This is a genomic window from Turicibacter bilis (genome assembly GCF_024499055.1).
Taxonomy (GTDB): Bacteria; Bacillota_I; Bacilli_A; order MOL361; family Turicibacteraceae; genus Turicibacter; species Turicibacter bilis.
In genome coordinates, this window is sequence record NZ_CP071249.1 from 421,165 (window position 1) to 440,994 (window position 19,830).

At 35.7% G+C, this 19,830-nt stretch carries 16 protein-coding genes; 13 read left to right on the forward strand and 3 right to left on the reverse strand.

What is annotated here, in order from left to right; genetic code table 11:
- Positions 1-77 precede the first annotated feature (77 nt).
- The 5 genes from J0J69_RS02085 to J0J69_RS02105 all read left to right on the forward strand — a co-directional run bounded on the left by J0J69_RS02085 (position 78) and on the right by J0J69_RS02105 (position 7,454).
- Positions 78-1,451 carry a hydroxymethylglutaryl-CoA lyase-like TIM-barrel protein gene (locus J0J69_RS02085; RefSeq protein ID WP_212725826.1) on the forward strand — a complete coding sequence of 458 codons (1,374 nt, stop codon included), beginning with the start codon at positions 78-80 and terminating at the stop codon, positions 1,449-1,451.
- The gene (locus J0J69_RS02090) at positions 1,451-3,379 is read left to right on the forward strand and encodes an aconitate hydratase (RefSeq protein ID WP_212725825.1); all 1,929 of its coding nucleotides are present in this window, start codon (positions 1,451-1,453) and stop codon (positions 3,377-3,379) included. Before J0J69_RS02085 ends, J0J69_RS02090 begins: the two co-directional genes overlap by 1 nt.
- Complete coding sequence (locus tag J0J69_RS02095) at positions 3,379-4,386, forward strand: isocitrate dehydrogenase (NAD(+)) (RefSeq protein WP_212725824.1); 1,008 nt, start codon at positions 3,379-3,381, stop codon at positions 4,384-4,386. Before J0J69_RS02090 ends, J0J69_RS02095 begins: the two co-directional genes overlap by 1 nt.
- Positions 4,387-4,576: 190 nt before the next feature.
- Positions 4,577-6,028: a DUF4352 domain-containing protein gene (locus tag J0J69_RS02100; RefSeq protein ID WP_212725823.1), complete on the forward strand. Its 1,452-nt coding sequence runs from the start codon at positions 4,577-4,579 to the stop codon at positions 6,026-6,028.
- 658 nt (positions 6,029-6,686) lie between these two features.
- Entirely contained in the window at positions 6,687-7,454 is a 768-nt protein-coding gene (locus J0J69_RS02105) for a class I SAM-dependent methyltransferase (RefSeq protein WP_212725822.1), read from the forward strand.
- A 151-nt stretch (positions 7,455-7,605) separates the two neighbouring features.
- Here J0J69_RS02105 and J0J69_RS02110 read toward each other — a convergent pair whose 3' ends face one another.
- Positions 7,606-7,872: a hypothetical protein gene (locus J0J69_RS02110; RefSeq protein WP_370456879.1), complete on the reverse strand. Its 267-nt coding sequence runs from the start codon at positions 7,870-7,872 to the stop codon at positions 7,606-7,608.
- Positions 7,873-7,944: 72 nt separating this feature from the next.
- Positions 7,945-8,316, reverse strand: a complete 372-nt coding sequence (locus tag J0J69_RS02115; RefSeq protein WP_055243969.1) for a hypothetical protein — start codon at positions 8,314-8,316, stop codon at positions 7,945-7,947.
- 255 nt (positions 8,317-8,571) lie between these two features.
- On the opposite strand from J0J69_RS02115, the gene J0J69_RS02120 reads away from it, so the two are divergent.
- From J0J69_RS02120 to J0J69_RS02145, 6 genes are all read left to right on the forward strand, one after another.
- Positions 8,572-9,552, forward strand: coding sequence for a Wadjet anti-phage system protein JetD domain-containing protein (locus J0J69_RS02120; protein WP_212725821.1), 981 nt, complete (start codon positions 8,572-8,574; stop codon positions 9,550-9,552).
- A gap of 10 nt (positions 9,553-9,562) precedes the next feature.
- Positions 9,563-11,164: a hypothetical protein gene (locus tag J0J69_RS02125; RefSeq protein WP_055304151.1), complete on the forward strand. Its 1,602-nt coding sequence runs from the start codon at positions 9,563-9,565 to the stop codon at positions 11,162-11,164.
- Position 11,165: 1 nt separating this feature from the next.
- Entirely contained in the window at positions 11,166-11,888 is a 723-nt protein-coding gene (locus J0J69_RS02130; RefSeq protein ID WP_055243964.1) for a DUF6063 family protein, read from the forward strand.
- Complete coding sequence (locus tag J0J69_RS02135) at positions 11,875-16,287, forward strand: coiled-coil domain-containing protein (RefSeq protein ID WP_212725820.1); 4,413 nt, start codon at positions 11,875-11,877, stop codon at positions 16,285-16,287. The genes J0J69_RS02130 and J0J69_RS02135 overlap by 14 nt, the downstream gene beginning before the upstream one ends.
- Positions 16,288-16,471: 184 nt before the next feature.
- Positions 16,472-17,395 carry an AbaSI family restriction endonuclease gene (locus tag J0J69_RS02140; RefSeq protein ID WP_212725819.1) on the forward strand — a complete coding sequence of 308 codons (924 nt, stop codon included), beginning with the start codon at positions 16,472-16,474 and terminating at the stop codon, positions 17,393-17,395.
- A gap of 23 nt (positions 17,396-17,418) precedes the next feature.
- Positions 17,419-18,009, forward strand: coding sequence for a class I SAM-dependent methyltransferase (locus J0J69_RS02145; protein WP_212725818.1), 591 nt, complete (start codon positions 17,419-17,421; stop codon positions 18,007-18,009).
- A 54-nt stretch (positions 18,010-18,063) separates the two neighbouring features.
- Here J0J69_RS02145 and J0J69_RS02150 read toward each other — a convergent pair whose 3' ends face one another.
- Positions 18,064-18,192 carry a hypothetical protein gene (locus J0J69_RS02150; protein WP_256637908.1) on the reverse strand — a complete coding sequence of 43 codons (129 nt, stop codon included), beginning with the start codon at positions 18,190-18,192 and terminating at the stop codon, positions 18,064-18,066.
- A 121-nt stretch (positions 18,193-18,313) separates the two neighbouring features.
- Between J0J69_RS02150 and J0J69_RS02155 the strand changes: the two genes are divergently transcribed.
- A complete protein-coding gene (locus J0J69_RS02155) occupies positions 18,314-18,679 on the forward strand; it encodes a single stranded DNA-binding domain-containing protein (protein ID WP_212725817.1) in 366 nt (121 codons plus the stop codon).
- 739 nt (positions 18,680-19,418) lie between these two features.
- Positions 19,419-19,697: a CD3324 family protein gene (locus J0J69_RS02160; RefSeq protein ID WP_055243254.1), complete on the forward strand. Its 279-nt coding sequence runs from the start codon at positions 19,419-19,421 to the stop codon at positions 19,695-19,697.
- Positions 19,698-19,830: the final 133 nt, after the last annotated feature.

Genomic DNA, 19,830 nt, shown 5'->3' on the forward strand with positions numbered 1-19,830 from the left:
AAGCATGCTACAATACCATTAATTGGTAAAAGTTGTGTTTTTGGTATAAGTCAGTCATAGATAGGGGGATGAGTTTGATGATTAAATTTAATAACCGAACGAATTTAATGGAAGCGATTGAATTTAATTATTTATTAAATGATGTTAAAGATCCAAATCTTTATCGCGATGTTTATCCGTATGATGAAATTCCAAAGGTGACATTTAATCATACGCGGGTTCCTATACGTATGCCAGATGATATCTTTATAACAGATACATCATTTAGAGATGGACAACAATCACGCGCACCCTATACCGTTGATCAAATGGTAACACTGTATGAAATGCTACATCGTCTTGGTGGACCACAAGGAAAGATTCGTCAAAGTGAGTTTTTCTTATATTCGAAAAAAGATCGAGAAGCCGTCTATCGATGTTTAGAATTAGATTATGAATTTCCAGAAATCACAGCATGGATTCGTGCGAATAAGGATGATTTTCAATTAGTTCATGAGATGGGATTAAAAGAAACGGGTATTTTAGTCTCTTGCTCGGATTATCATATTTTTAAAAAATTAAAGATGACACGTAAAGAAGCTTTTGATCATTATTTAGGCATCGTTAAACAAGCGTTAGAAGTTGGTATCATTCCAAGATGTCACCTCGAAGATATTACCCGTGCTGATTTTTATGGATTCGTAGTCCCATTCGCTATGGCGCTGAAATCATTAAGTAACGAAAGTGGTGTTCCTATTAAGGTGAGAGCTTGCGATACGATGGGATATGGGGTTACTTATCCAGGAGCGGCTTTACCACGCTCGGTTCAAGGAATTATTTTTGGACTTAATCATCATGCTCAAATTCCAAGTGAACAAATTGAGTGGCATGGGCATAATGACTTTTATAAAGCCGTTAATAACTCATCGAATGCTTGGTTATATGGAGCTAGTGGCGTTAATTGTACGATGCTTGGGATTGGAGAACGAACTGGAAATACGCCTCTGGAAGCGATGGTGTTTGAGTATGCCCAGCTGAAAGGAACACTAGATGGCATGGATCCTACTGTCATTACAGAGATTGCTTCTTATTATGAGCATGAAATTGGTTATAAAGTGGCGTCTAATACTCCTTTTGTTGGAAAAAACTTCAATGTGACTCGTGCCGGTATTCATGCCGACGGCCTCTTAAAAAATGAAGAAATTTATAATATTTTTGATACGGATAAATTTTTAAATCGTCCAACCCTTGTCTCGATTTCTGCTCATTCAGGATTAGCTGGAATTGCTCATTGGGTGAATAGCTATTATCAGTTAAAAGAAGAGGAGGCTGTAGATAAAAACTCAGCACTCGTCTGTCGATTAAAAAGATTTGTGGATCAGGAATTTGAACAAGGTCGAATTGGAATTATGTCAGATGAAGAGTTAGCCAATTATGTCGAGTTTTTAAAATCTAATGGGGGCGTTTTATAATGGGATTAACATTATCACAAAAAATTATTCAAAAACACCTGCTTCATGGAGAGATGAAAGCAGGAGAAGAAATTGCAATCAGCATTGATCAGACGTTAACACAGGACTCAACAGGAACAATGGCTTATTTGCAATTAGAAGCCATGAATATTGATCAAATCAAAACTAAACGCTCAGTTGCCTATATCGATCATAATATGTTACAAGTTGGTTTTGAAAATGCAGACGATCACAAATATATTCAAACGGTCGCTAATAAATATGGGATTTATTTTTCAAAGCCTGGCAACGGGATCTGTCATCAAGTTCATCTTGAACGATTTGGAGTACCTGGACAAACGTTAATTGGGAGTGATTCACATACGCCAACGTGTGGGGGGCTTGGCATGTTAGCCATTGGGGCAGGTGGTTTAGATGTTGCACTTGCTATGGCAGGTCAACCGTACTATTTAAAGATGCCCAAGATGGTTCAAATCAAACTAACTGGGGCACTAAGAACGGGTGTCTCATCTAAAGATATTATTTTAGAAGTTTTACGTCTGCTAAGTGTCAAAGGTGGCGTTGGTAAAATTATCGAATACAGTGGAGAAGGGGTAAAGACATTAACGGTTCCGGAACGTGCAACGATGACTAATATGGGAGCAGAACTTGGAGCTACGACATCTATTTTCCCAAGTGATGAGCAAACATACGCCTTTTTAAAGGCTCAACAACGTGAACAAGACTTTACACCATTAGTTGCAGATGAGGATGCTGATTATGATGAATGTTATGAAATTCATTTAGATGAATTAGAGCCACTTGTGGCCAAACCTCATTCACCAGATGCCGTTTCAACCGTCAAAGAAGTAGGAGCCATAAAAGTCGATCAAGTGGCCATTGGGTCTTGTACGAATGGCTCTTATCTTGATTTAATGAAAGTCGCTGCTATTTTAAAAGGGAAAAGAGTGCATCCAGATGTCAGTCTGGTCATCTCACCAGGGTCAAAACAAGTATTAACGATGTTAGCTCAAAATGGAGCATTGGCAGATTTAATTGCTAGTGGGGCGCGAATTTTAGAATCTGGATGCGGTCCATGCATTGGAATGGGACAAGCTCCTGCCAGTCATGCCGTGAGTTTACGAACATTTAACCGTAATTTTTATGGACGATGTGGGACGTTATCCGCACAAGTTTATTTATGTTCACCTGAAACAGCAGCTTATTCCGCAATTAGTGGGACATTAGTTAGTCCATTGCAAGCAACAACGTTTGAGCACCCTTCATTCCCTCATCAGTTTGAAGTGTTAGATAATAGTATTATTTTACCAAACGAACTAAAACAAGACGTCGTTCGAGGACCTAATATTAAATCGTTCCCATTAAATGAGGCACTTAAAAAGGATTTAGAAGCCTCGGTGTTATTGAAAGTAGAAGATAACATTACCACTGATCATATCATGCCATCAAATGCTAAGCTTCTCCCTTATCGCTCAAACATCCCATATTTATCGAACCATTGCTTTGAAACGATTGATTCTACTTTTTCTTCACGCGCCAAACAGGCGAAGCAAGGCTTTATTGTTGGAGGAGAAAATTATGGACAAGGTTCCTCACGTGAACATGCGGCACTTGTTCCACTGTATTTAGGAATCAAAGCTGTTTTTGCTAAGTCATTTGCACGCATCCATCGCTCAAATTTAATTAACTCAGGAATCCTTCCTTTTGAATTTGAACAGTCTTCAGATTATGATTTGATTGAAGAAGGAGATCGATTATCAATCAAAAATTTAAAAGAGGCCATTGAATTGAATCAAACACAGCTTACAGTGACAAATCAGAGTAAACAAAGCACGTTTACCGTTCATTTACCATTAAGTCCTCGTGAAAAAGAGGCGATTCTAGCAGGTGGGATCATTAATTTAATTCGTCAAAGGGAGGAAGCTTAATGAGAACAGTCACATTAATTCCAGGGGATGGGATTGGACCAGAAATTAGTCAATCTGTCGTCAAAATCTTTGAAGCTGCCAAGGTTCCGATTAAATTTGAAATCGTTGAAGCGGGAGCGAAAGTGATGGATCAAGAAAACACTCCACTGCCACAGGGGGTCTTAGATTCTATTCAAAAAAACAAAGTCGCGCTCAAAGGACCTATTACAACGCCGATTGGATCAGGATTTCGTAGTGTTAATGTAGCCTTACGACAATATTTTGATTTATACGCCAATGTACGTCCTGTTAAAAGTATTAAAGGGGTTCCTTCCCGTTATGAGGAGGTTGACTTAATTATTGTTCGTGAAAATACAGAAGATTTATATGCTGGAATTGAACATAAAATCGGAGAGGTAGCGGCTGAAAGTATTAAGGTCATCACGAAAAAAGCAAGTGATCGCATCGCGAAGTATGCTTTTACACTCGCAAATCAACAACAACGTGAAAAAGTAACGGCTGTTCATAAAGCGAACATTATGAAACTAAGTGATGGTTTATTCTTAGATTGTGTTCGTGACATTCGTGAACAATATCCTGACATTGAATATGATGAACAAATTGTAGATGCGATGTGTATGAATTTAGTCTTGCATCCTGAATCCTCAGATGTTTTAGTGATGGGGAATTTATATGGCGATATTTTATCTGATTTATGTGCCGGATTTGTAGGTGGACTTGGATTAATTCCGGGCGCAAATATTGGAGAAGAGATTGCCATTTTTGAAGCTGTTCATGGTAGTGCACCGAGCATTGCCGGCTGTAATCAGGCCAATCCAACAGCTTTGATTCAATCTGCAATCATGATGCTTCGACATTTAAACCTTCTAAATGAAGCCAATCGCATTGAGGCCGCCCTTTATGCGGTATATGAGCAAGGGCATGACTTAACCAAGGACTTAGGTGGAACAGCGACAACGACACAGTTTACTGATGCGCTCATTGCTAAATTACTGAATAATCGATAGAACGGGCTTCCGTTCTTTTTTTGTTTTCCTTTGACAGAAGAAATGAGAATGTGACGGACTGAGACAACTTCCTCTCTATTTAAAGACGTTTAATGAATGATTTTTTTATCGAAGAATGAGTAATATCAAATGCTACCACCCGTCATGCGATATAATAAGTCATATTAACTAGGCGAAATGGAGGATTCATATGCCAGACATAAAATCAATCTTACTACTTTGCTCCTTCTTGTGTTTCATCACCGGTATTTTTAGCCCTGAAGTCATCATTAGATGGGGAATTCCTTCCGTTAAAACTAGAAGACGTGTCCTTGCACTTTTTGGAGGTGTGACACTTTTATTAGTCATCATCACACAAATCGGTGAATCATTACCCAAGACTTATACTGAATTTAATCCTGAGGAAGAACCGTCTAATATTTTTGTCTTTTCTCCCATTGAGGCAGGAGATCGAATGAAAATTTATAAAATTGCTGAAACCGGCTATACCAATCATTTAGAGATTAATATTCTGAATCAGCAGACCTCTTTAGGTAATGAAAATTATAATGCACCTGAAGGATATGAGTTTGTTCAATTAGATTTAAGGGTAACAAATAAAATGAATGAGCCCTATACACTTGATACACGTGAACTTCAATTACAAACAGGGATGCTTGAAGTCTTAACACCAACCATTGAGGATACGACAGAAACAAGGATTGATCTCGCGGGAGAAGAAACAATTGAGTTATCCCTAGTTTATTTACAACCGATTGACGAATCCTATTTGACCTTAACGTATTTACCACTAGCTACAGAAGCAGAATCCAATGAAGAAGCCTCAACAGAAGTCAGTGTTAGCAAAATTGGAGAAATCATCAAGACAAAACAAACGATGATTCAAGTTCATGAAGTGAGGCGAATGAATCAGAGTGCTAAAGCTGGATTTGAATATATTGAAGTCTCATTAAGTATTAAAAATCCAAGTAATCGTGCGATGACGTACTATCCCTTTCATTTTGAGTTAGAGTGTAGTTCAAGTCCTAATCGGGTAAAATCAGCTATGGGAATATCTGAAGTAGAAACATTAGGAATAACCGAGTTAGCTAGCGGAGGAATGGTGACGGGCACCTTACTATTTGAAGTTCCTAAAGGAGCGACGGATTTAAAGCTTTATTATCAGGAACCCTCATTATTTACAAAACAAATGCTTGAAATCAATTTAATGGAAACAAGTAACCAGTCCCTACCGCTACAATCTGAAGTCGTATTAAGTGAACAATGGAAGTCAGTGGACGAACTCAATAACAGACAACTCAAAGTTTTAGAAACAGAGTTAATAAAAGAAACTAAATACACGCAAGCTAAAGAACATCATCAATTTGTTGCTGTTCGTGTTGAGTTGACAAATCACTCGGCTGAAAATCAAGAATATACCGCTTTTGATTTTAAATTAATGAATGAGCAAGGTCGTTTAACGATGCCAAGTCTTTTATTAATTGATAATCAATCCGAGTTAACGAGTGGCACCTTAGCACCACAAGAAAGTGTCACAGGTTACTTATTATTTGAAGATTCCGATTTATATACGACTTTTTACTTACTTTATTCACCTGATAATTGGAAAGATTCTGAGTGCATCATTCAACCGTTACAGTAATTTATGGGAATATTGAAAAATTTTTACATTTTATTTGAAAAACAGTGTATAATATTCTTAATTTAACAAAAAAGAAAAGTTAAAATGCTTTAGGCTGATGAGTGAATTATCTTAGATCTAGATGGCACACTTTAGCGTCTCAAAAGAGTGGGATCGATTCTTAGAACGAGGCCATTTAATTTTTTAAGCTGATGTAAAAATGTTGAAGATGATAGGTTATATAAGCAGATGGCTATCGCTATTCCTAAATGAATTGACATAGCAACAAGTGAACTGAATGACTGAAACCTATTTTAAACGTACCATTCAAACGGTATCGGTTATTAATCGTAAATGATGGTCAAGTGGGTTATATGGAAAGCTTTTTAGATAACGATCAGTGGAGTCATGCAAAGCTAGTATTCAAGGACTTGATACAGTGTATCATAATCATTGAACGTCATGATTTGAAGGCTCATATAGGTAGGGAAGTCATTCTAAGACTTCAAATCAGCTAAAGCAACTTATTGATCTTTCTTTTTTTGCAAAGGATGAATTTGAAGACGTTGATCTTCAAATAGAGTCCTATCACCATGACGTGAGTGAGTAGGTGAGTGAATGCTAACGTTCGTTGGGGAAAGACGATCGTTAGAAATAAAGGAGTAAAGGGGTAGTGAGTATGAGTCAAGGGCTTTTTGAAACATTAATTAAAGAAGAACAACAACCATTTTCAGGATGGGATTTTAGTTACTTAGAAGACAGTGGTCGAATGGTAGAGTTTCCTTTAAAGTGGAAATTTTCAAATGTTTTAAAGCCATATCTTGAAAATTGTCACCGATTATTAGATATGGGCACAGGTGGCGGTGAATATTTAAGTTCATTCGCACCACTTCCAGCGGTGACCTTTGCAACAGAAGGGTATGAACCTAATGTAACGATTGCTGCTGAGCGTTTAGCACCACTTGGAGTAACTGTCGTTCCAATTGAATCAGATGATCATTTACCATTTGAAGAGGATTCGTTTGATGTCATCATGAATAAGCATGAATCGTTTAACGCAGATGAAGTGGCACGTCTTTTATCAGAAGATGGTTACTTCATTACTCAACAAGTCGGTGGTTTAAGTGACTGTGAGTTGAACATCTGGTTAAATGCAGAACCCAGTCACTTTTCCAATTGGAGTTTACGTTGTGCTGTGAACCGTTTAAAAGAAGCAGGATTAACGATTTTAAAGGCAACGGATGATGTCTCATTTACACGTTTTTATGATGTGGGAGCCATTGTTTATTATTTAAAAGCGATCAGTTGGCAAATCCCTGATTTTTCAGTGGAAAAATACTTTGATCGTTTAGAAGCCATCCAAGCTGTTATTGATCAACAAGGGTATATTGATTTTACACGCCATCGTTTTTTAATTGTGGCACAGAAAACAAACAAGATGAATTAAATTGACAAGACTAGTCGTGATCCGGCATGCAATCGGTAGTTCATTCGATTCATGCTGGATTTTATGATCTTTTTTTGACTCTTTATGAACTGCCTTCTTTTATACGGTTCTCAATTTTTAAAATCTCGTGTTAATCATTTGAAATCTGTCTTTAATAAAGTTCATGGGGATCCATTCCATTATGATAATAATTATCTACGAATTCTTTTGTTTTTTTATCCATAAAGCTAATGTAGAGGTTTCCAGTTTCATCAAAGCACATTTCATCAATGGTGACTTGATAAGTTTTAGCCACTTCTTGTGCTCTAGCTAATCGTTCACTGCTTTGAGTAATCACATAAATCTGTTTAAAGTTATCGGCTGAAATAATTTTCCAGCCAAGTGCATGTAAGATATCTAAGATATTCAATTTCATCACCTCGAATACCTTATTATAGGAGAAAAAGTTCTTAGTTAAACAAAAAAAACACCTCTTCGGAGGTGTTTTAAATTATTCTTGTTCTAAGTTTGCAACGTATGATTCACGATCAATAGGAGAGAATCCAACGATTTGATCACAATGAAGGGTTAATTCATCAAAACTTAGTGTGTGTCCCGCTGCATAAGTGACGATAGCCTCTTTGACACAAATCATGCTACCATCACCGATAAATTCGACGTCCTCTTCACGCATGTTTTTAATCACTTCATCTTTTGCTGCCGAGATGATTCCTGCCATTGTTTCATCTAGTTGATCTCCAGCGTAATATAAACGTCCCATGACATGGCCAAAGTTAGTGATTAAAATAACATATCCATCACCAGAGTTAGCCATGGCAGATAATAAATTTAAATTTAAATACTTAGAAGACATTTGCTTCATAATAACACATCCTTATCTGAAATACCTTATCCATTTTAACATGAGAAAAAATTCACGACTACAATAATTTATCGAATTTTAAGAATAACAGTGATGAATGATTTCCGATGACACCTAATATTTCAGTTCGTACCCTTATTTTAAATGATAAAATCCGGAGTTCACTCAACTTTTATTCGATAAAAAGCGGATTACTTTTTATATTTCATGTATAATTATCGTAAAAGTTGTCAGATAAAAATAGAGGTGAATATAATGGACTTTTTTAAACACTATCCTCGTAAAAAGATTGACTTAGCAACTATTGAGGAACATTACAAGCTAGGTAACTATCAAGAGTTATATCATTTTATACAAGAGGCACTAAAAACAGGAGTCATCATCCCAATCAAAAGTAGTGGGAGTAATGGGAAAAAACCAGCATTGTATAAAACTTACCGAATTCAAGTCACGATAGAAAATGAAGCAACTCTTCGTGAGGAGTTACTCTATTTAATTCATCCCAAACTAAAAAATGATTATTACCTGACTCATTTAACGCAATATAGCAACGATCGTGAAGCCATATTGAAGCTCAGTTCTTTTTTTCAAACGAAATCATCTGATTTAGAACATCCCACTGCAATCAATGAACGCAGTTTTCAGATTTGGCAACAAGAGAAGTTTCTCTTAGAAGAAGGAAACAGACTTTTAAAAAATGTTGGCCTATCAATGACTGATTTAAACGTTTATGAAACAGCAGAACCCCTGGCGTATTTTAGTGCTTGTAAAGAGACGCCTCAAAATATTTTAATTATTGAAAATAAAGATACGTTTTATAGTTTGCGTAAATATTTAATTGAGGGGCATAAAGAGATTCTCGGGTGTCGAATCAGTACCTTAATTTATGGAGGCGGTAAAAAGGGCGTTAAAGGATTTCAACATTTTCACGCGAGCGTTGAACCGTATTTATTGCACCAAGACAATCGATTTTACTATTTTGGAGATTTAGATTATGAAGGAATCATTATCTATGAAAGTTTATGCGCCCATTTTTACTGTGAGCCATTGGTGTCAGCATATGAGGCGATGCTTCAAAAAGCAGCCAATCTTCCATTACCAAAGACGAAAGAAAAACAAAACCGTCACGAACAAGGCGTTTTCTTTAGCTATTTTAATGAGGTGTCAGCCATGAAAGCCATTTTAGAGAATGAGTATTATATTCCACAAGAAATATTGACGATGGAAGATTTTTAGGAGGAAGGACATGCAGTACGATTTTTTACGACACTTTCAAATGCGTATGAAAAAAGTGGGTGCCTATGCGGTCTTGTTTAAGAACAGTTTAGCCAAAACGACATGGAAAAGTTATGGGTTTGATGAATCTTATGAACAAGTCAACCTCATGTTTTCAGTCTTACTTTATATTATGGAGTGCTCACTCAAAGAAGAGGTGTGCACGATGGATGACATTGCGAATTTCATTGATCAACTTAACATGCAAGCTTATCAGAAGTCACTGTCCTATGAACAAGCAAAAGAGCTGGCTATTTTTATTGTTGATGTAGCCCTTTGTAATGAAGGACGTCCGATGTACTTTGAGAGTTATAATTACGAAGAAAGCCAGTATGAGTCCATTTATATCAGCTTCGTCGGAAACAAAGTGGTTTACATCGATCAAGAATTGAAACGAACGTCGTATTACTTAACCGATGAAGGCTATGAACTGATGTTATCCACCCTTGAAGTCGACAGTCATTTACAATTAACGATTCAAGAGATGATCTTTAAACTGCACTTAGAGAAGGCAACGTACGATAAAGCGGTGGATGATGTCAAAAATATCTTTAATTTATTGCGCATTCAATTTCAAAAAATTGAGGGAGCCATGCGAAAAATCCGTCAAAATGCCTTGCTATATTCAGTGGATGACTATAAAGAAGTTGTTGAACAAAATTTAAGCATTATTGAAGAAACCAAAGAGAAATTTTTAGGCTATCGCGAGAATATTAAACGTCGAATGCAAGAACTAGAAGAAAAAGATATTACGATTCAAAAGCTTGCAGAAGATGAACGTGAAAACTTAGGGCATTTAAAAACGATTGAAAGTTATTTAAATCAAGCCCTTGATGAACATCAGCGAATTTTAAACTTACATTTTGATTTGAAAAGTTTGTATACCAAAGAACTTGAAGGTTTGACGCAAATGGGGATGATTCAACGATTTAACTTACGCACTGAACTTTATGAAGAAGTATTAAAACAACCACATACCTTGGATTTTATGGATTATTTCTTACGCCCGTTATTTATGAAACCATTAGAAAAGACGTACAACCTTAATAAAAGTATTGAGTTACAACGCCCGATTTCAAAAAAGAAAAAAGAAGAAGAGTTTTTTACCACAATTGAAGAAGAATCAATGGAAACCTTTATCCTTGAACAAAAGCAGCAACGACTTCAGCGTTATCGGGATAGTCTAACCCTTTTACTGTCATTTGTTTTTAAAACGGGAAGTATTGAACTAAATGAGATCCAGCGACAACTGAATGACTCTCAATTACAACAGCTTATTCCAACCGTTGAAATTTTTAAAGAAATTATGATTGAATTATTGCAAGCGAAAGAACTCGATATCCAACGCTTAAAACAAGAACGTTCCGAAAATATTAGTGAACAAACCTTTGAATTTCAGCTGAGCACTTGTTTGCTTGATGTACTGGAAGCACAATTTCCATTAAAACGAATTGAAACGCTGACGGTCACTCGAACAGAAACAAAAAAAGTGGTGACATTTGAGCACGTTCAAGATGAAGAAGGGCGTAAAAAGACGATTAAATGTTCTAACATTAAATTAGAGGTGAAGTAACATGAGTTATCAAATAGAAGAAGTAAAACTTAGCCAGCAAATCTTTTATCACTTACTTTCACAGCGTGAATTAAATGAGCAACAAGACAAAGCTCTTTATTACGCCTATACTGGAAATGAAACGGTGATGAATTTAGTCAAAAGCCAAGGCGAAATTGCCAATTGTGTCATTGAACGTTATGGAAGTAGCATCTACTTAATTCCAAAAGAGGAAAATGAAGTTCTAGGATTTTCAAAACGTGAACTAAAAAAAGTCCTTTGTAAATCATCGGGAACAGATAAAGATTATTATTTATCTCAATTTGTCATTTTAACCTTACTTGTTGAATTTTATGATGGACAAGGACAAAGTGCAAAAGGGCGAGACTTTATGCGTGTGGGAGAGTTACAAAATATCATTGCCGAGCGTTTAAAAGAAGGCGCAACCTACTATGACGAAGAACAACAACAGCAACTTGGCATTGCCTATAGTAACATGCTAGAAGCCTTTGAAGCGCTACGAAGTGATGATCGAGGTTCAAAACAAAAAACAACAAAAGAAGGATTTTTACATGGAATCTTTAAGTTTTTACAAGAGCAACAACTCATTGAATACATTGAAGCAGATGAAATGATTACAACAACGAAAAAGCTTGATCAACTGATGGATTTTAATTTATTAAATCAAAACAACTATACTCGAGTATTACACGTCCTAAAGGAGGCCGAAAATGAGTCGAATTAATCGTATCCGTATTGTCAACTTAAATTACAATAATAACGCCATTCGAATCGATGATGAATGCTTTGAACTAGTCAATGAAAATACGTTACTTTCTTTACGGAATGGGGGCGGTAAATCGGTGTTAATTCAAATGTTAACCGCTCCGTTTGTTCATAAACGTTACCGTGATACGAGTGATCGTCCATTTGCTAGCTATTTTACGACGAATCAGCCAACGTTTATTTTAGTGGAATGGAGTTTAGATCATGAGGCTGGGTATGTGTTAACGGGAATGATGGTTCGTAAAAATCAAGAGCTGAAAGAGGACGAGGATCATCGTTTTGACCTTGAAATGATTAACTTTATTCATGAATATACGTCAGAAAATGATTACGATATTCAAAACTTCCCGCTACTGATTCAAGAAAGTCAGCGTAAGACGTTAAAAGGGTTTTATGTTTGTCGTCAATTATTTGAGCAATGTAAACAAGATAAACAACTTAAATTTGATTACTATGATATGAATCAACCGTCACGTAGCCGTGCCTACTTCAATAAATTAGAAGAATTTCAAATTTATTATAAAGAATGGGAGTCCATCATCAAAAAGGTCAATTTAAAAGAGTCGGGATTATCTGAATTATTTAAGGATGCAAAAGATGAAAAAGGGCTCACAGAAAAATGGTTTTTAGAAGCGATTGAAAATAAGCTCAATCAGCAGCAAGACCGCATGAAAAACTTTGAAACACTAATAAAAAAATATATCTTACAGTATCAGGCGAACGAAGGGAATTTCAAAAAAAAAGAAGGAATTTTACGTTTTCAAGAAGAAATGCAGCCGATTTTAGAGCTTGAAAAACAGTTGCTCGAGAATGAAACTCAAGTGCATGAGTATGAATGTCAATTGGCTAAATTATATGCCATTTTAGATGTCTTACACCAAGAAACGACACAGGCAAAGGAGCAGCAGAACCAGCAATTAGAGCAGTTAACTCAACAACAACATCGTCTAGCTTATGAACAACAATCCCTTGTCATTTATGATTTAATGGATCAGATAACAACCTTACTTAAGGAAACAGGTGAGCAAGAACATCGGTTAACTCAATTAGAAGAGCGTCAACAAATAACCGTGAGACAACAACACATCTATGAAGCAGCGAATCGTTATCAATCGTATAAGCAAGCGTCAGAAGATGTTCAGCGTTGTGAATCGGAACTTGCCGTTGCGAAAAAAAGTCAAGAAGATTTACTCCCACGTTTACAAAATCTTGGATATAGTTTAAGTTTAGCGTATGAACAGCAAGTCGAACGTGAACAAGCTGACTTAACTCATGTTCGTTGGCAAATAAAAGATGTGATGCAACAACAAAAACACATTCACAAGCAATTAGAGATCAAGCAAGAGGATCGTCAGCAATTTTCCACTCAAATAGGGCGACTTGAGCAAGCTATTTCACAATTTGATCAAGACGAACAACGCTTATCTTCTAAGTATGACGAAGCTATTCAACGAAACTTAGAAGGTTTTTATGCAGCGGGATTGTTAAAGGAGACAATCGACTCGATCAAACATCAGCTTGGAGAACTCAAGAAACAAAAAAAACAAGACTTAGAACAAGAGCTTCACGTAAAAGAGTTGCAGCATAAGGTGAATCGTGATTCAGAAGATGCTAAAGAAGCACTTGGGTCGTTAAAAATGATGATCAACGCCTATCAACAAGAACTACAACAATTAGAAGAGGAATTGAAAGTTCGTCATCGTATTCGTAGTTACATTGCTTGGCCTGAAGAAGCCGTTCTTGATACAGATGGCATGATAGAGGCGCTACACCAAAAGCGCCAAACCGTTGAAGGACGTCTACGTGAGTTTGAACGTGAAATGGATCGTTTACAAAAAGAAAAACAACAACTTCAATCGGGAGAAGTTTTGCCGATTCCTGATGATTTAAAACAACGTCTAGCGGATGAAGGGATTCAATATATCCAAGGAATAGACTGGTTAAAACGAAATCAACGTTCAGCCGAAGAAAATCAACTCCTTATTTCGAAAAATCCATTTTTGCCCTACAGTTTGATTTTAAATGCTACAGAGATGAAGCGATTAAAACGTATTGACCTTCAAATTAAAACGCCATTCCCTGTACCGATGATTCTGAGGGAACAATTAGAACAAGCACCGGCCACAACGTATTTATCTGGTTATTGTCAATTAGATACCCTTCATTTTTATGTTTGGTTTAATGAAGAATTATTAGACGAGCACCGTTTGCAACAATTGTTACTGCTTAAAGAAAAAGAAATTGCCGAGATTCAAGATAAGTGTGCCACACAACGTCTTCATCTTGAACGATATGAGGAGCAAATAGGTGTCTTAAAATATCAAAAGCTATCTGCCACAACATATGATCATGCTAAAAAACAACTCTCTGATTCCTTAACACAACAAGATGAATTACAACAACAACTTCTTCATTTTCAAGCGGAAAAAGAGCGTCTTCGTGGAGAATTAGACGCGATCTTGAAACAGTTAACGACACGTCAAGAACAGATTCACTTTACTCAATTGAAACTTCAAGATTTTGAACAATTTATAATTGCTTATGAGCGTTATGTTCAGTTTCTGAAGGAGTTATTAGACGTCCGTGAGCAATTAAATACAACGTTAAGCGAGATTGATGAGGCGATGCAACAGCAAGCAGAACTTCATGAATCATACGATCGATTAAAAGCCAGTGAGCGTGAAAAAAAAGCGCGTTTATCCCAGTCACAAGCAGTTCTTCAACGCTTTGAGCATTATGAAGAAGGAGAAGAATTACGAAAAGATGTGGAGGATTTATTAGCAGAGTATGAGGCCATTAAAGATCAATTAGATGGGGTGCTACATCGCAGCGAGGAAGACCTCATTTCAGCGAAAAAGCGATTTAACTTTGAAGAAGAGCAACTTCATACACTCATGCAACGTTATGAACTTTCAGATGCTGATTACCAACACATAACCTATGATAAATTTGCGCATGAAGAGGTGTTACATGAGATTGAACGATTGACGCATGAACTTCGTGAACAAGAAAAGGTGATTAATGAGTTAAAGATTTCAGTTGCAAAATATGAAACTGAGAAGAAAAATGCCTATGATTTATTAAAACGTGATTTAGGTGAAACCGAGATTTTAGATAAATCTGAAGTCGTGAAGCGGGATTTCATTATATTGCTGTCACAAAATCGAGCACAAATTAAAACGGTGAAGCAATGTCTTCATACGCTCGAGCAATCATTAGCGTTATACGCCCGTGAGCAATCGAATTTAGTCGAATATAACCAAGAGTTACCTGAAACAGATGTTGTCATTGATTCAAGCTATCGAAGCTATGATGAAAAAGCATGGCAAAAAGAGAGAGGAACATTACTTCGTGATTATAGACAACAACAAAAAATGGTCGAAACATTAAAACATTCAATTAGCGATGAGTTTAATCGAATGAGTCGCCTCCCTCTATTTGAAGAGGATTTCTTTAATCGTCCATTACAGCGATTTGCTGTATGCAAACATGTCCCGCAATCGTTTATCGAGCAGTACGACACGATGCATCAAGTCTTTAACAGCCTAATGAAAAAGTTAGATGTTGATATTGAAATGAGTGAAAAAGAGAAAAGCAATGTCATTCAATTGTTACTTGATTATGTCGGAGAAATTCATAAACAACTCGGTTTAATTGATCAAAATTCAAGTATTCCGATTCGTGGGAAAAACATTAAAATGCTTCGCATCAAGCTACCTGATTGGCAAAGTAATGCCAATGTTTATCACGTGCGAATGAACGACTTTGTCAACTCATTAACGCAACATTGCTTACAACTCATGCAAAATAATGAAAATATCGAAGAGTTTATTGGCCATCAAGTGACAACCAAACAACTTTATGACCAAATTGTTGGAACGTCAAATGTTGAGATTAAATTATATAAAATTGAAGAGCAACGTGAATATCAAATCACATGGGAGCAAGTGGCGAAAAATTCAGGAGGGGAAGGATTCTTATCCGCCTTCGTTATTTTAACAAGTTTACTTTCTTTCATGCGTCGAGACGAAACAGATATCTTCTCAAGCTTTGAAGAAGGAAAAGTTTTACTCATGGATAACCCATTTGCCCAGACGAATGCAGCCCACCTTTTAAAACCACTTATTGAACTCGCAAAGAAAAATAACACCCAGTTAATTTGTTTATCCGGGCTAGGGGGGGACTCCATCTATAGTCGATTTGAAAACATCTATTCCCTAAGTCTCGTTCCATCCAGCTTCAAAAAAGGATGTGAATACTTAAAAAGCCAACACATTAAAGGCGAAGTCGAACCCCACCTGGTGATTCCCTCGCGCGTTTACGTGGAAGATGCAGTACAAGAAGCGTTATTATTTTAACAGTTAATCTTCCTAAAAATGAGAGACCTCAGTTGTATATTCATTATACAACTGAGGTCTTTTAAAAAACAATCAATGGGATTGCTTATTAAATTAAAATTATCTCCAAAGTATGTCATGTTTTTCTATAATTTGTTAAAATAAACTTAGTTTAAATCATGTAAAAAGTGGGATGAGTGTAAAAATGTATAACAAATTAAGTAATCAATCAATGTCTATTGAAGATAAAAAAAGAGAGTATTTAATTAAGACATTATCCAGAACGAAACGTAAAGATTATGAAAATTACATCATTAATCGAATTTATCATAAGTTAAATCGTCTAGATGTCAAACCTGTAACGCAGCAATATGTGAAGCGGTCAGATGGGAGATACGCATTAATTGATTTATATTTTCCACAAATCAATTATGGGATTGAATGTGACGAAAAATACCATCTTGAACATGATGAAGAAGATAGAATTCGAACGTTAAGTATAGAAGAAATGTTAGACTCGGTTGAAGAAACGCAAGGGTTTATTTTAAGGAGAGTCAAAGCATATGAAAGTATTGATTCGATTGAAAATCAAATTAATGACATTGTTCATGAAATTCAGACAATTTTAATTAACCGTCAAATTAAACCTTGGGTTGTGAAGCTCGATGCAGCAGAGGAAAGTATTAAAAAACAAATCATTCGAGTAGAGGATCATTTAGAGTTTGATAAAATTACAATGATTGCACGATGTTTTGGCAAGAACTATAAAGGATATCAAAAAAGTGGAATTCCTCTCGGTGAGGGATACTCTGTTTGGTGTCCTAAGCTTGCAGTAATGGTAGAAGGAAAAGCAGAAGCCGTCGCAAATGGATGGATTAATACGTTATCAAGCGATTGGAACTATATATATGAAGAAAATCATAAAAAAGGCGATATTCGCTATGCAGTAGGTGAAACAAATCAATATCGAATTATATTTGCTAAAAGTAAAAATAATCTAGGACAAAACTATTATCGATTTCTTGGTGTTTTTCAATTTGATAAAAAACATTCAACAAAATCAAAAAACGTCTACGTTCGCGTTGCAACAGAAATTAACTTAACACCATGGCTAAATCATTCACTGTAGAAAAGAACTTTAGGAGGGCAACGATGACTAAAACATTAAATTATTATAATCAGTGTGCTGAGGCATACAATGAAACAACTTTAAATATTGAGTTTGATAGTAAGCGTGAGATGCTGTTAAAATATCTTCAACCGAATGCGCATATTTTAGATTTAGGGTGTGGATCGGGAAGAGATAGTAAAGGGTTCCTTCAAAATGGTTATAAAGTGACTGCCGTAGATGGTTCTAAAGAATTATGCAAAATTGCAAGCAAAAACATCGGGCAAGATGTCATTTGTCAGTTATTTAATGAACTAGATGCTGTTAATGAGTTTGATGGAGTATGGGCATGCGCCTCTTTATTACATTTACCAACTAATGAATTAAAACAGACACTAAAGAGAGTAGAGAAAGCGTTAAAAAAGGATGGCTATTTCTATGCTTCATTCAAATACGGTGATTTTGAAGGTGAGCGTGACGGACGATACTTTAATGACTTTACTGAAGTTTCATTCAGTACCTTACTGAAAGAGTTTCCTAATTTAGAACTTCAAGAAGTAGAAGTCACAACAGATGTGATTCCAGGTCGTGAGAACGTTAGTTGGTTGAACGTGATTATGAAAAAAATAGATTAAGTAAAAAGACACCTCCATTGTTAGACTTCATTGCTAACGTTAGCGGGTGTCTTTTTATTTTGTTGATTTTAAGATGATATTTTTGTGGAAGCCTTCACATGCTTCTTTTTCCTCTTGGCGTTTGTTTAGTAAATCTTGCTCTGTGTATCCAAGTTTATGACCTAATCCGAATAAGACTTCCATGACATCGATTAGTTCTTCTAGTTTTTTAACTAGATCATCAAAGGAACCAGGCGGATTTTATTAACTGTATAGCCTGGAATAAAACGGCTCAAACCATTGATAGGTATGTCCTAAACGAAAGATGATTGGGATAGAGGGGCGATTACAAGTCAGAAATTATGAGAATAGGTCCCCTGCGCTAAGTAGCGAAGCTCTTAGCCATCCTCAATTGGTAGGGAATAAAGCGGGAGTGCGCCAGTATATCTCAGAGGTTTTAGTTAATAAATTTACATTCTTAGAATCTAAAAAGAGTAGTACGCTCCCTGAACCAGTAGAGCCTTTTAATAACCAGGACTATCCTGCTACACAGAGCCATATCAATCCTTTTGATCCAAACTTCTCAAATCCTAATTACAACAGTCCATTCGCAACCGCTACAACTATGGCTGGGAGTCTAAATGGAACGATGAATCCGATTTCCGTAAGTGACGATGATTTACCTTTTTAAGATAAAAGTGATTTGTATATAAAATTGGTAAGATTTGAGATATAATAATTGTAAAAAAAGATTTTATAACCATTTTTTTGTTAAGGAGATGTAGGAATGGAGAAATTAATATTTAAAAATACGATTGATGATTTTGTAGATGCTTACTTACTTGTATCCAAAAAAAATATCCTTGCTAATCTATCTACGTACATTTTCCCTAGGATTGGGTATCCAATTATCTGTTTTTTCGTCATTTTATTATTGGCTAATAAATCTCTTTTTAACGTGTGCACTTTTTATACTATCATCATGATTAATAGATTGACACTAATGATTTTATCCTCACAAATAGTCTATATAGAAACAGATAAGTATTCTACAATCCAGATAATAAATGGAAATGATTAATGTTATTGACTGATTAAGGAATTCTATAGTCCAGTTAGAAAAATTCTTTGAAGAAAACTTATCTGGACTTATATACCTATTTTTGACTATATTTATGATTTACTTTTATATGTTATAATAACTCTATCTTTTTATCTTTTAGGAGGTGATTTTTTTGAATGTCTTAGATACCTTCAATTTTATTTCGACTTGCTCCTTGCGAAGAAACTCAAAGTCAGCTATGCTTTGTTTGGAGCCTAATCGATTAATTAAATAGCTGAAATATAAACATGATTCGGCTCTGTAACACATGCTTTCTGAGAATTCTTCGCTTTACGACTTAAATTTTTAATCGTAAAGGAGTAAGAAAATGAGGTATGTAAAAGCACAAGATGTGTTACCGAAAGATCTTTTAAAACTGATTCAAGAATATGTGGATGGCGAATATCTTTATGTTCCTAGAAAAAATGGGAATCAAAAATCTTGGGGCGAGAAAAGTGGAATAAAACATACGCTTCAACTGAGGAATCAAGATATTTATCAAAGATATATAAATGGAATAACGATTCCTATTCTAGCGCAAGAATATTATTTATCAGAAAAAAGTATTCGACGAATTATTAATGAACAAAAACGTAAATGCTCATAATTAATATAGAATTATTTATTGGATTGCCACCAGTTTTTTATCCATGTTAAACTGATAATAAATCCAATATCAAGAGATGATTATATTGGACATAATCATCTTTTTTATAGAAACAAATAGAAAGGAGATTCTT

What these genes read in the sequence shown, in the direction of transcription:
- J0J69_RS02100 (WP_212725823.1), top strand. Translation starts at nt 4,577, where the DNA reads ATGCCAGACATAAAATCAATCTTACTACTTTGCTCCTTCTTGTGTTTC.
- J0J69_RS02145 (WP_212725818.1), top strand. Translation starts at nt 17,419, where the DNA reads ATGACTAAAACATTAAATTATTATAATCAGTGTGCTGAGGCATACAAT.
- J0J69_RS02115 (WP_055243969.1), bottom strand. Translation starts at nt 8,316, where the DNA reads ATGAAGCAAATGTCTTCTAAGTATTTAAATTTAAATTTATTATCTGCC.
- J0J69_RS02155 (WP_212725817.1), top strand. Translation starts at nt 18,314, where the DNA reads ATGATTGGGATAGAGGGGCGATTACAAGTCAGAAATTATGAGAATAGG.
- J0J69_RS02085 (WP_212725826.1), top strand. Translation starts at nt 78, where the DNA reads ATGATTAAATTTAATAACCGAACGAATTTAATGGAAGCGATTGAATTT.
- J0J69_RS02135 (WP_212725820.1), top strand. Translation starts at nt 11,875, where the DNA reads ATGAGTCGAATTAATCGTATCCGTATTGTCAACTTAAATTACAATAAT.
- J0J69_RS02150 (WP_256637908.1), bottom strand. Translation starts at nt 18,192, where the DNA reads ATGGAAGTCTTATTCGGATTAGGTCATAAACTTGGATACACAGAGCAA.
- J0J69_RS02120 (WP_212725821.1), top strand. Translation starts at nt 8,572, where the DNA reads ATGGACTTTTTTAAACACTATCCTCGTAAAAAGATTGACTTAGCAACT.
- J0J69_RS02160 (WP_055243254.1), top strand. Translation starts at nt 19,419, where the DNA reads ATGAGGTATGTAAAAGCACAAGATGTGTTACCGAAAGATCTTTTAAAA.
- J0J69_RS02125 (WP_055304151.1), top strand. Translation starts at nt 9,563, where the DNA reads ATGCAGTACGATTTTTTACGACACTTTCAAATGCGTATGAAAAAAGTG.
- J0J69_RS02090 (WP_212725825.1), top strand. Translation starts at nt 1,451, where the DNA reads ATGGGATTAACATTATCACAAAAAATTATTCAAAAACACCTGCTTCAT.
- J0J69_RS02105 (WP_212725822.1), top strand. Translation starts at nt 6,687, where the DNA reads ATGAGTCAAGGGCTTTTTGAAACATTAATTAAAGAAGAACAACAACCA.
- J0J69_RS02130 (WP_055243964.1), top strand. Translation starts at nt 11,166, where the DNA reads ATGAGTTATCAAATAGAAGAAGTAAAACTTAGCCAGCAAATCTTTTAT.
- J0J69_RS02140 (WP_212725819.1), top strand. Translation starts at nt 16,472, where the DNA reads ATGTATAACAAATTAAGTAATCAATCAATGTCTATTGAAGATAAAAAA.
- J0J69_RS02095 (WP_212725824.1), top strand. Translation starts at nt 3,379, where the DNA reads ATGAGAACAGTCACATTAATTCCAGGGGATGGGATTGGACCAGAAATT.